Source organism: Ferrovibrio sp. (assembly GCF_019636075.1).
In the GTDB taxonomy this organism is placed as follows: Bacteria; Pseudomonadota; Alphaproteobacteria; order Ferrovibrionales; family Ferrovibrionaceae; genus Ferrovibrio.
On record NZ_JAHBYG010000041.1, the window covers coordinates 26,300 to 37,818 of the forward strand.

The 11,519-nt window shown below is 62.4% G+C and carries 10 protein-coding genes and 1 pseudogene; 7 read left to right on the plus strand and 4 right to left on the minus strand.

Annotated features, from left to right (window positions below; all coding sequences use genetic code 11):
* The first annotated feature begins 246 nt into the window (after positions 1 to 246).
* The gene (locus KF827_RS15595; RefSeq protein WP_291007334.1) at positions 247 to 426 is read left to right on the plus strand and encodes a hypothetical protein; all 180 of its coding nucleotides are present in this window, start codon (positions 247 to 249) and stop codon (positions 424 to 426) included.
* Positions 427 to 437: 11 nt separating this feature from the next.
* The gene (locus tag KF827_RS15600; RefSeq protein ID WP_291007336.1) at positions 438 to 665 is read left to right on the plus strand and encodes a hypothetical protein; all 228 of its coding nucleotides are present in this window, start codon (positions 438 to 440) and stop codon (positions 663 to 665) included.
* 10 nt (positions 666 to 675) lie between these two features.
* Here KF827_RS15600 and KF827_RS15605 read toward each other — a convergent pair whose 3' ends face one another.
* Positions 676 to 1,428, minus strand: coding sequence for an SDR family oxidoreductase (locus KF827_RS15605; RefSeq protein WP_291007338.1), 753 nt, complete (start codon positions 1,426 to 1,428; stop codon positions 676 to 678).
* Positions 1,429 to 1,536: 108 nt separating this feature from the next.
* On the opposite strand from KF827_RS15605, the gene KF827_RS15610 reads away from it, so the two are divergent.
* Positions 1,537 to 2,199, plus strand: a complete 663-nt coding sequence (locus KF827_RS15610; RefSeq protein ID WP_291007340.1) for a DsbA family oxidoreductase — start codon at positions 1,537 to 1,539, stop codon at positions 2,197 to 2,199.
* 132 nt (positions 2,200 to 2,331) lie between these two features.
* Here KF827_RS15610 and mfd read toward each other — a convergent pair whose 3' ends face one another.
* Positions 2,332 to 5,880, minus strand: coding sequence for a transcription-repair coupling factor (gene mfd, locus KF827_RS15615; protein ID WP_291007342.1), 3,549 nt, complete (start codon positions 5,878 to 5,880; stop codon positions 2,332 to 2,334).
* A complete protein-coding gene (locus KF827_RS15620; RefSeq protein ID WP_291007344.1) occupies positions 5,880 to 6,146 on the minus strand; it encodes a succinate dehydrogenase assembly factor 2 in 267 nt (88 codons plus the stop codon). The genes mfd and KF827_RS15620 overlap by 1 nt, the downstream gene beginning before the upstream one ends.
* Positions 6,147 to 6,215: 69 nt before the next feature.
* Here KF827_RS15620 and recG point away from each other — a divergent pair, with 69 nt between their 5' ends.
* Together recG and KF827_RS15630 are read left to right on the plus strand one after the other, a co-directional pair.
* Positions 6,216 to 8,309 carry an ATP-dependent DNA helicase RecG gene (recG, locus tag KF827_RS15625; protein WP_291007346.1) on the plus strand — a complete coding sequence of 698 codons (2,094 nt, stop codon included), beginning with the start codon at positions 6,216 to 6,218 and terminating at the stop codon, positions 8,307 to 8,309.
* A 20-nt stretch (positions 8,310 to 8,329) separates the two neighbouring features.
* Complete coding sequence (locus KF827_RS15630) at positions 8,330 to 9,964, plus strand: GMC family oxidoreductase (RefSeq protein ID WP_291007348.1); 1,635 nt, start codon at positions 8,330 to 8,332, stop codon at positions 9,962 to 9,964.
* 7 nt (positions 9,965 to 9,971) lie between these two features.
* On the opposite strand, the gene ppa is transcribed toward KF827_RS15630, so the two are convergent.
* On the minus strand, positions 9,972 to 10,508 hold the full coding sequence (gene ppa / locus KF827_RS15635; protein WP_291007351.1) for an inorganic diphosphatase: 537 nt from the start codon (positions 10,506 to 10,508) through the stop codon (positions 9,972 to 9,974).
* A gap of 155 nt (positions 10,509 to 10,663) precedes the next feature.
* Here ppa and KF827_RS15640 point away from each other — a divergent pair.
* Together KF827_RS15640 and KF827_RS15645 are read left to right on the plus strand one after the other, a co-directional pair.
* Positions 10,664 to 10,885, plus strand: a pseudogene (locus tag KF827_RS15640) (pyruvate kinase); the annotation flags it as partial.
* Between the two features lie 94 nt (positions 10,886 to 10,979).
* Positions 10,980 to 11,519 (plus strand): hypothetical protein (locus KF827_RS15645; protein ID WP_291007353.1); only part of this gene is annotated, 540 nt, incomplete at its 3' end.

Sequence of the window (11,519 nt, forward strand, 5' to 3'; positions counted from 1 at the left end):
AACAGGAAGGGGCACTCGGCAACGGGTGCCCCTTTCGTTTTGAAGCATCGTTATCGGCCGGCCGTCGTATCCTTTGCGATGGGGCTGGCATACCGCCGGGCCGCTATATCCAAAGGCCTGGGCCGCGCTGCGCCGGCCTTGAGCCGGATAGCAGCCAGACCTGCGAAGATACTAGGCCGGCGCGAAGATATCAGACCGGCGTCAAGATAGTAGCCGACCCACTCATTCTGCAGCCCGGAGGCTCCTATGGCGTTCAAGCCGAATTACAATCAACAGCGTTCCGAGCGCAATCGGGCCAAGGAAGAGCGCAAGCAGGAAAAGCTGGCGCGGCGGCAGGAAGAATCCGAACGCCGCAAGGCCGCCGGCCTGGCTCCCGAAGCCGGCGATGAGACGGCAGGCGACAATGCCGCCGATAGCAAAGAATAGGCAGTTCCCCCATGGCGAAGAAAAAAGCGAAGATCGATAGCACCTTCGTGCTGTTCGATGTGACCTATGAGGATGGCTCGCTGAGTTCCAACCGCCGGGTGCCGGCGGCAGATCTCGGCGGCCTGGATGGCGACGATCCCGCCAAGCATATGATCGAGGCGCAGGACCGCGAGATTGCGCTGAAATCCGGCCGCCCGCGCGGCCCGATCAAGAGCCTCAAGCGCAGCCCCAATCAGTAGACGGAAACCGTCAGGTTATCGCCAGGCCATCATCGGCGGTGATGATCGCGCCGTTGATGAAGCGGCTTTCATCTGCGCAGAGCAGCAGCAGCAGGCCATCCAGGTCTTTCGGCTCGCCCACGCGGCGGCGCGGCAGCATCTGCATCAGCTTTTTGCCGCCTTCGGTGGCCCAATATTCGCGGTTGATCTCGGTTTCGATATAGCCCGGGCAGATCGCGTTGGTGTTGATGCCATAGCGCGCCCATTCCAGCGCCATTGCCTTGGTCATCTGCACAACGGCGGCCTTGCTCATGCAATAGGTGCTGAGCTGGCTCAGCACGCGTAGCCCGGCCACCGAGGCGATATTCACGATGCGGCCCTGGATGCCCTGTTTCACCATGCTGGCGGCGGCCGCCTGGGCCACGAAGAAGGCGCCCTTGGTGTTGGTGTCCATGGTGAAATCGTAATCTTCCTCGGTCACGTCCAGCAGCTTCTTCTGCGCCGAGACGCCGGAATTGTTCACCAGGATATCGATCTTGCCCAGCCGGGCTTCCACCTCGGCTACGGCGGCCTTGATGCCGGGCAGGTCGGTTACGTCGAGCTTTACGCTAATAGCTTGTCCGCCCTTGGCTTCGATGCGGCTTTTCAGCGCCTCCAGCCGGTCGGTGCGGCGGGCGGCCAGGGCCACGCTGGCGCCCTCGGCGCTCAGAATCTCGGCGAAGCGCTCGCCAAGTCCGCTCGATGCGCCGGTGATCAAAGCCGTCTTGCCCGCCAGTTTGCCCATGATTTCCTCCAGTTGAGGCCGCGATGCTAACCGGGGCGGGCAGGGGGTCAAGCTTTCCGTTCCGTAACCGCACTTTTCTTTTTTGGTATCTGTCCTATGCTTGTCGGCATGAAAATAGAAATCGTCTCCGATCCCGTCTGCCCCTGGTGCTATATCGGCAAGCGCCGGCTGGAACAGGCCCTGGCGCAACGCCCCGATATCCAGTTTGAAATCGCCTATCGGCCGTTTCAGCTGAACCCGGATATGCCGGTGGAGGGCGTGGACCGCGCCTCTTATCTGGAAGCCAAGTTCGGCGGGCCCGAGCGCGCCAAGACGATCTATGCCCGGGTGAAGGCGGAAGGCGCCAAGGAAGGCCTCAGCCTGAATATCGAAGGCATCGCGCGCCAGCCCAATACCCTGGCGGCGCACACGCTGTTGCGCTGGGGCATCGAGGCCGGTGTGCAGTTCGAATTGAAGGAAGCGCTGCTGCGGGCCTATTTCACCGAGAACCGCGATATCGGCGATCATGCCGTGCTGGCCGATATCGCCGGCGCGGTGGGCATGGATGCCGCGCTGGTGAAGCAATTGCTCGATGAAGGCCGCGACCGCGATATCGCCGAGCAGGAAGATGCCATGGCCCGCCAGATGGGCGTCAGCGGCGTGCCGTTTTTCATCTTCGAGCGCAAATACGGCGTTTCCGGCGCGCAGCCGCCCGAGCAATTGCTGCAGGTGATCGACAAGGTGGCCGAAGAACTGGCCAGCGGCGAACTCGCCGCCAACGACGCCGACTAGCCTGATAGCTGCGCAGATACCTCTATGCGTCACCCTCGGATTTATTCCGAGGGTCCATGCCGGACACAGCAAAGCCGCTGAAACATGGACCACCGCAACAAGTGCGGTGGTGACGGTTTGGGGCCGTCAGCCTTATTTCTTCGCTTTCGCCGCAATCGCGGCCAGATCGGAAGCCAGTTCCAGCACGCCATGCAGGCGGTCTTCCGGCGTCGGCCATTCGCGGATCAGCACCAGCTTCTGGTCGGGGCGCAGCTTCGCCTGGCCCTTGGCGCGCTGGATATACAGCACCAGGCCCGGCGGATCGATGAAGCGGTTGTCGCGGAAGGCCAGTGTCACGCCCTTCGGGCCGGCCTCGATGCGGGCGATATTGGCCACGCGACAATGCTGTTTGATTGCCACGATATCAAGCAGATGCTTCACTTCCAAAGGCAACGCGCCGAAGCGGTCGATCATCTCGGCCGCGAATGAATCGATTTCCTCGCGGCCTTCCAGTTCGGCCACGCGGCGATAGAGCTGCAGGCGCAAATTCAGATCCGGCACATAGCTTTCCGGGATCAGCACCGCCGTGCCGATCTGGATTTGCGGCGACCATTTTTCGGCATCCGTCACGGTTTCGCCGCGCTTGCGGGCGCGGGCATCCTGGATCGCCTCCTGCAGCATCTCCTGGTAAAGCTCGAAGCCCACTTCGCGGATATGGCCCGATTGTTCCTCGCCCAGCAGGTTGCCGGCGCCGCGCAAATCCAGATCGTGGCTGGCCAATGTGAAGCCCGCGCCCAATCCATCCAGGCTTTGCAGCACGCGCAGGCGCTGGTCGGCATTGGCGTTCAGCATGCGGCCGGGTTGATAGGTGAAATAGGCATAGGCGCGCAGCTTCGAGCGGCCCACGCGGCCGCGCAGCTGATACATCTGCGCCAGGCCGAACAGATCGGCGCGATACACCACCAATGTGTTGGCGCTGGGAATATCCAGGCCGCTTTCCACGATATTGGTGGCCACCAGCACATTATAGCGGCCATCGTAGAAGGCGTTCATCACGTCTTCCAGATCGGTGGGCGCCATCTGGCCATGGGCCATCACCGGTTTCAATTCGGGCACATGATGCTTGAGGAAGCTCATGCCGAATTCCAGGTCTTCGATGCGCGGTACCACGAAGAAGCTCTGGCCGCCGCGAAAATGCTCGCGCAGCAAGGCTTCGCGGATCACTACAGGATCGAACGGGGCCACATAGGTGCGCACTGCCAGGCGATCCACCGGCGGCGTGGCGATCAGGCTCAATTCGCGCACGCCAGACAGCGCCAGTTGCAGCGTGCGCGGAATCGGCGTGGCGCTCATGGTCAGCACATGCACCTCGGCGCGCAGTTGCTTCAGGCGCTCCTTATGCTTCACGCCGAAATGCTGCTCCTCGTCGATGATCATCAGGCCCAGCCGCTTGAACTCGATGCTCTTGCTCAGCAAGGCATGGGTGCCGATCACGATATCCACGGTGCCTTCCGACATGCCCTTTTTTGCGTCCTTGGCGGTTTTGGCATTCACCAGGCGCGACAATTGCTCTATGCGCACCGGCAGGCCGCGGAAACGCTGCACGAAGCTCCGATAATGCTGGCGGCAGAGCAAAGTCGTCGGGCAGATCAGCGCCACCTGCTGGCCGCTCATGGCGGCGGCAAAAGCGGCGCGCAACGCCACTTCGGTTTTGCCGAAGCCCACATCGCCGCAAATCAGCCGATCCATCGGCTTGCCGGCGGCCAGGTCTTCCAGCGTATCCTCGATGGCGCGGGCCTGGTCCTCGGTTTCCTCGAAGGGAAAGCGCGCGCAGAATTCCTCATACAGCCCATCGGGCGGGGTCAGGCGCTCGGCGGTGCGCAGCGCGCGTGCGGCGGCCACCTGCATCAGGGCTTCCGCCATGTCCTTCAGGCGGCGCTTCATGCGCGCCTTGCGGTTCTGCCAGGCTACGCCGCCGAGTTTATCGAGCACCACCTCGGTATCGCCGCCGCCATAGCGCGACAGCATCTCGATATTTTCCACCGGCAGATACAGCCGGTCGCCGCCCTCGTAATGCAGCAGCAGGCAATCATGCGGCGCGCCGGCCACATCCAGCGTTACCAGCCCTTGATAGCGACCGATGCCGTGGTCCACATGCACCACATAGTCGCCGGCATTCAGGCCGGCGGCCTCGGCGATGAAATTCTCCGCTCGGCGTTGGCGGCGCTTCGGCCGCACCAGGCGGTCGCCCAGGATATCCTGCTCGGCGATCACGCAAAGATCGGGCGCGTCGAAGCCATGTTCCAGCGGCAGCACGGCAATCGCCGCCGTATTGCGCGGCAGGCTTTCCAGATCGGCCGCTGCCTCGATTTCCTGCAACGGTTCGATGCCATGATCGCGCAGCACCAGGCCCAGGCGGTCGCGTGCGCCCAGCGTGAAGGCTGCGAACAGCACGCGTTTGCCCAGGCCAAGCTGTTTGGCCAGATGTCCGCCCAGGGCTTCATACACGCCCACGCTGGGTGCGATTTTTTCGCTGGCATGATGATGTTCGGCGGCCTTGGCGGCCTGGGCGCGTTCGGGCGCGAAATCGCGGCCGGGCCGGGCGCTGAGATCGAGTGCGATACTGTCTTTCACGCCCACGCTCTCAAAGGCATTCAGCATGCCGGTGGGATGCTTGGCCAGCTTGGCGTTCCATTCGCCGGCAGTGAGGTACAGCCGATCCGGCGGCAGCGGCTTGTAGGTGGAACCGCCGGCTTCCGACAAGCCGGAATTCATTGCCGCGCGGCGGGCATCGAAATGATCCGCCACGGCGCGGAAACGTTCGTCGGCGGCCTCGTCCAGCAGCGGATCGAGCAGCAGCGGCGCGCCGGGCATGTAATCGAAGATCGTGGCAAGCTGCTCGAAGAAGAGCGGCAGCCAATGCTCCATGCCGATATGGCGGCGGCCTTCCGATACGGCGGCATAAAGCGGATCGTTGTCGGTAACGGCGCCGAATAATTCGCGATAGCGGCCACGGAAGCGGGCAATCGAATCCGGGTCCAACGGCACTTCGCTCATCGGAGTGAGCGCGAGCATGCCGGCTTCGCCGATGCTGCGCTGGTCGCCCGGATCGAAGCGGCGGATGGTATCCACTTCGTCGCCGAAGAAATCCACGCGATAGGGCTGTTCGGCGCCGGGCGGATAGAGGTCGATCAGGCCGCCGCGTTGCGCGAATTCGCCCGGCTCCATCACGGTCGCCACGCGGTTATAGCCATTGCGGGCGAGATAGCCGAGCAGGTCTTCCGGTTTCAGGCGTGCGCCTTTGGCCGTGGAGAATGCAGTGGATTTCAGATAATCCGGGCCGGGCAGGCGCTGCAAGGCGGCATTCAGCGTGGTGAGCAACGCCCAGCCGCCGGCTGGCGGTGATAATGCCAACTGGCTTAAGCCATCCATGCGCTTGGCGGCGATTTCCGGATTGGGCGATACGCGGTCATAGGGCTGGCAATCCCAGGCCGGCAGGCCGATCACCGGCAGCGCCGGCGCGAAGAATCGCAAGGCCTGTTCCAGGGCCGCCATGCGTGCATCGTCGCGGCAGATGAACACGATGCCCCGCCCCAGCCTGGCCGCCAGTGCCGCCAGCAGACGCGCATCCTGGCCCTCGGGCACGCCGCCCAAAGCCCAGCGCCCGGGCTTACCCAGGATATCCGGCAAAGCGATGGCCATCAGCGGTCGAGCTTGAAGGCCTGCAGCAGTTTCATCACCGGCGTATCGAATGCCGGCGGCACCGGGTCGCGGCCGATGGCCCAGGCGTAGATTTGCGGATCTTCGTTGGTATCCAGCAGGGCTTCATAGGCATCCAGCTGTGCGGCATCGAAATCCGGCAGATGCCGGGCGGCAAAACTGCCCAGCAGCAGGTCGGTTTCCTTCATGCCGGTATAGCGGCTGCGATGGATCAGGCGCTTGCGGCGGATCTCGATAGATTCTGGCATGACTGGCTCTCGGGATAGGGGACAGATATAGTACGCGGCACCGATAGCACACAAGGTTCTCACCCGCCGATGCGGCCCGAATTGCTCAATCCAGCCTTCACGCCGATAGAGCGCCTGAAAGGCTGTGGCCCCAAATTGGCGGCCCTGATCGCCAAGCTGGCGGGCGGGCGGCTGCTCGATCTGTGGTGGCACAAGCCCAGCGGGCTGGTGGACCGCCGCTATCGGCCGAAAATCATCGAGGCCCAGCCCGGCCGCATCTGCACGCTGGACATAACGGTGGAGCGCCATCTACCGCCGCGCAATCCGCGCCAGCCCTACAAGATCATCGTCAGCGACGAGACCGGTTCGCTCACCCTGGTGTTTTTCAATGGTCGCGCGGATTACCTCAACCGCGCCCTGCCGCCGGGCGAGCAGCGCGTCATCAGCGGCCAGTTCGAGTTGTTCGACGGCATGGCGCAGATGACACATCCCGATCGTATCGGCACGGCGGAGGAGGTGGAAAAGCTCGCCGCCATCGAGCCGGTCTATCCGCTCACCGCCGGGCTCACGCCGCGCGTGCTGGCCAAGCTGATCGACGAGGCGCTGGAGCGTCTGCCCGATCTGCCGGAATGGCTCGATCCCGCCTTGCAGGCGCGCGAGCATTGGCCCTCCTGGCGCGAAGCGGTGCGCAAGCTGCATCGCCCGCAGGAGGCTGACGACCTGGAGCCGCCGGCCCCGCATCGCACGCGGCTTGCTTATGATGAATTGCTCGCCAATCAGCTTGCCCTGCTGCTGGTGCGGCGCAGGCTCAAGCGCCGTGCCGGCCGGCCGCTGAAAGGCGATGGCTGTTTGCGCGATGCGCTGCTCAAGCGGCTGCCCTGGCCGCTCACCAATGCGCAAACCATGGCGATAGCCGAAATCGCCGGCGACATGGCTTCCGATCATCGCATGCTGCGGCTTTTGCAAGGCGATGTGGGCAGCGGCAAAACCATGGTGGCGCTGATGGCGATGCTGGCGGCGGTGGAAGCCGGCGCGCAGGCAGCCTTGATGGCACCGACCGAGATTCTCGCCCGTCAGCATGCCGCCGGCCTGCGCCCGCATGTGGAGGCTTTGGGACTGAAGCTGGTTTTGCTTACGGGCCGCGACAAGGGCAAGGCCCGCGCCGCCTTGCTGGAAAGCCTGGCCAGCGGCGAAGCCCATATGGTGGTGGGCACCCATGCATTGTTTCAGGACGACGTGGCCTTTCACGATCTCGGCCTGGCGGTGATCGACGAGCAGCATCGCTTCGGTGTTGGCCAGCGTTTGCTGCTGAGCGGCAAGGGCGAGGCCGCCGACATGCTGGTGATGACCGCAACGCCGATTCCGCGTACCCTGTCGCTCACTGCTTATGGCGACATGGATGTGTCGAAACTCACCGAGAAGCCGCCGGGGCGCGAACCTGTGGATACCCGCGTGGTGGCATCCGACCGCATGCTGGAAGTGGTGGCGGCCGTTAAGCGCAAGATCGAAGCCGGCGAGCGCGTTTACTGGGTCTGCCCGCTGGTGGAAGAAAGCGAAGTCTCCGACCTCGCCGCTGCCGCCGAACGCCATGCCGCTTTGCGCGAGGCTTTGGAGCCGGCGCTCGGGCCCGTCATCGGCCTGGTGCATGGCCAGATGCCGGCTGCCGACAAGGATGCGGCGATGGAGGCCTTCCTGCGCGGCGATACCAAATTGCTGGTGGCCACCACGGTGATCGAAGTGGGCGTGGATGTGCCGGAAGCCACCTTGATCGTGATCGAGCATGCCGAACGCTTCGGCTTGGCGCAGCTGCATCAGTTGCGTGGCCGGGTGGGGCGGGGTGGCCGGCCCGGCGCCTGCATCTTGATGTATCATGGCAAGCCGGGCGAAACCGCGCGGGCACGGTTGAAAATCCTGCGCGAGACCGACGACGGCTTCCGCATCGCCGAGGAAGACCTGCGATTGCGGGGCGCCGGCGAATTGCTCGGCACGCGGCAAAGCGGCCTGCCGGATTTCAAACTGGCCGATCTGGCCCATGACGGCGACTTGCTGGCCATGGCGCGCGACGATGCACGGCTGATCCTGGAACGCGATGCGGATTTATCCGACGCCCGTGGACAGGCGCTGCGGCATCTGCTGTATTTGTTCGAGCGCGATGCGGCGATTCAGTATCTCCGCTCCGGATAAAAATTTCTGGGAGGAATGCCGTGTCTGAAACGCTGCGTGAACGCGGAGAGTTCGATTACGTCATCGTCGGCGGCGGCACGGCCGGTTCGCTGCTGGCCAATCGCCTGACGGCCGATCCCAATATCAGCGTGCTGCTGCTGGAAGCCGGCGGCGACGACGATTGGATCTGGTTCCATATCCCCATCGGCTATCTGTTCGCCATCGGCAATCCGCGTTCCGACTGGTGCTATGCCACCGAGCCGGTGCCGGGGCTGAACGGCCGCAGCATCGGCTATGCGCGCGGCAAAGTGCTGGGCGGCTGCACGGCGATCAACGCCATGGTTTATATGCGCGGCCAGGTGCAGGATTACGACAATTGGCGGCAACTTGGCCTTACCGGCTGGGGCTGGGATGATGTGCTGCCGTATTTCCTCAAGCATGAGGATCATTTCGGCGGCGGCGATTTGCATGGCAGCGGCGGCGAGTGGCGCGTGGAGCAGCCGCGCGTGCGCTGGGATATCCTGGATGCCGTGCAGCGCGCGGGTGCCGAGATCGGCATTCCGCCGGTGGATGATTTCAATCGCGGCGACAATGAAGGCAGCGGCTATTTCCAGGTCAATCAGCGCAAAGGCCGGCGCTGGTCGGCGGCCACGGGTTTTCTGAAACCCATCCTGCATCGCCGCAATCTGGAAATCCGCAAACACGCGCATATCCAGCATGTGCAACTCGATGGCAAGCGCGCCGCCGGCGTGGTTTATCACCGCGATGGTGCATCTTGGCTGGCCAAGGCGCGCGGCGAAGTGATTCTGTCTGCTGGCGCCATCGGCTCGCCGCAGATCATGCAGCTATCGGGCATCGGGCCCGGCGATCTGCTGCGCAGCCATGGCATAGCCGTTGCCCATGAATCGCCCGGCGTGGGCGAGAATTTGCAGGATCATCTGCAATTGCGGTTGATCTTCAAGGTTGCCGGCGTGCAGACCATCAACGAGATCGATCGTTCGCTGTTGGCGAAGGCGAAAATCGCCATGGATTACGCGTTGTTCCGGCGCGGTGCGCTCACCATGGCGCCCTCGCAATTCGGCATGTTCACGCGCTCGTCGCCCGAACATGCCACGGCGAATGTGGAATTCCATATCCAGCCGTTGTCATTGGACAAGTTCGGCGACCCGCTGCATGATTTTCCGGCCTTCACGGCCAGCATCTGCAATCTGCGGCCCACCAGCCGCGGCCATGTGCGGATCAAGAGCGCCGATCCCTTTGCCGCGCCGGCGATCCAGCCGAATTATCTGGCCACGCCGGAGGATATGCGCGTGGCGGTGGACAGCATCAAGCTGACGCGCCGGCTGGCTGCCGCGCCGGCCTTGGCGCAATACCGGCCGGAGGAATATCTGCCGGGCCCGCAGGTGCAGAGCGAAGAAGATATGCGCAAGGTGGCCGGCAATCTCGGCGCCACCATCTTCCACCCGGTCAGCACCGCGAAGATGGGGCCGGATCACGATCCGATGGCTGTGCTGGATGGGGAATTGCGTGTGCGTGGCCTGCAGGGCCTGCGGGTGATCGATGCTTCGGCCATGCCGCTGATCACCTCGGGCAACACCGCTTCGCCAACCTTGATGATCGCCGAGAAAGGCGCGGAATTCATCCTGCGCGATTACCGCGCAGGCATTCGGGCTTAGCGGGTCTTTATGCCGACAGGCCGGCGGCGCGCACCACGCCGTTGGTGATCAGTTTGGCGGCTTCTTCCGGCCCCACCCATTTCGTGTCCTTCACGAACTTGCCCTTTTCCAGATCCTTGTAATGGCTGAAAAAGTGTTCGATCTGCAGCAGCAGGCTGGGCGGCAGGTCTTCGTAGGATTTCACGTTGGTGTAGAAGGGGTGCAGCTTGTCCACCGGCACGGCGATGATCTTTTCGTCGCCGCCGGCCTCGTCTTCCATCATCAGGGCGCCGATCGGGCGCGAGCGGATGACCGCGCCGGCCACCACCGGAATCTGGCTCACCACCATGATGTCGCAGGGGTCGCCATCGCCCGACAGCGTGTGCGGGATGAAGCCGTAATTGGCCGGATAGAACATCGCGGTGTGGATGAAGCGGTCCACGAACAGGGCGCCGGAATCCTTGTCCAGTTCATATTTCACCGGAACGCCGCCCGCCGGAATTTCGATCACGGCGTTAACGTCGAAGGGCGGATTTTTGCCGACGGGGATACGGGCGATGTCCATGGTAAAGCTCCTGGGAGGGCGCCAGTGTGCACTGCGGGATGGGGTTTACCGCGTCGCAACATGGAAATGCAACGCTCTTACGGATGTAAAACGCAGATTTCCTTGGCAGTGTCTCACAGAAGCCCTAACCTGTTGGCATTCAAGGGGGAGACTGCATGTATAGCGAGCATAACGCTAAAAGGGCGCGCAACTGCAAGATTGTTGCTACCCTGGGTCCAGCCAGTTCGCGGCCGGATCAGATCAAGGCCCTGGTGGAGGCCGGCGCGGATGTGTTCCGGCTCAATTTCAGCCATGGCAGCCACGACGATCACCGCCAGCGCATCCATACCGTGCGGGCGCTGGAGCGCGAACTGAACCGCCCGATCGGCCTGCTGGCCTGTGGTGTGGGCGTAGCCTCAAGAGATATTTGTTACTTTCTCAATGCGGGTACTTCGCTTACATGGAGAACATCACAGGATCAGGCCGCTTAAAATGTCTGATGAACAGCAGGTAATGGAGCCTAGCCCGAAGCAGTCAAGGATTGCTAGCTGGTTGTTTCGCCTGTGGATACGGTTGCAAATCTATTACAATAGCCAAGTCCAAAAACTCGGTAGACTTCAAGTAACTGCAATTGAACTGCGATTGAGGATTCTTGAGGGCTGTCTCTCTGAGATCAATAGCGACCCATTGGTAGATCAACTCTACTTCATCGCCGCTCGCAAACTCATAGACCCGAATTTATTTGTGGAGAACGTCTATGTTGGAGACAAGTTGATCGAATCTGTACCGGTCCGAGATGCATATAAAACGAACCATGAGCGGATTGATGAATTAATTAGGAAATTTGAAGGCGACGAGGTTGTGCAGGCTGCGATGGAGATTGGCTACAATACGAATCTGCACAGTGCTAAGTTGCGCAACTCCCCCGTTGAGATTGAAGCCTTTGAATGCCTGCTTAAAAAAAACAATATGAGATTAATTGATCTGAGGATCAAAAATGTATTGCGTTTGATAAGTGATAGTAGGGCGCAG

Bases quoted from the DNA above. Each gene is read 5' to 3' on its own strand.
- KF827_RS15595 (WP_291007334.1), top strand. From the start codon at position 247: ATGGCGTTCAAGCCGAATTACAATCAACAGCGTTCCGAGCGCAATCGG.
- KF827_RS15600 (WP_291007336.1), top strand. From the start codon at position 438: ATGGCGAAGAAAAAAGCGAAGATCGATAGCACCTTCGTGCTGTTCGAT.
- mfd (WP_291007342.1), bottom strand. From the start codon at position 5,880: ATGGCCATCGCTTTGCCGGATATCCTGGGTAAGCCCGGGCGCTGGGCT.
- ppa (WP_291007351.1), bottom strand. From the start codon at position 10,508: ATGGACATCGCCCGTATCCCCGTCGGCAAAAATCCGCCCTTCGACGTT.
- KF827_RS15605 (WP_291007338.1), bottom strand. From the start codon at position 1,428: ATGGGCAAACTGGCGGGCAAGACGGCTTTGATCACCGGCGCATCGAGC.
- KF827_RS15620 (WP_291007344.1), bottom strand. From the start codon at position 6,146: ATGCCAGAATCTATCGAGATCCGCCGCAAGCGCCTGATCCATCGCAGC.
- recG (WP_291007346.1), top strand. From the start codon at position 6,216: ATGCGGCCCGAATTGCTCAATCCAGCCTTCACGCCGATAGAGCGCCTG.
- KF827_RS15610 (WP_291007340.1), top strand. From the start codon at position 1,537: ATGAAAATAGAAATCGTCTCCGATCCCGTCTGCCCCTGGTGCTATATC.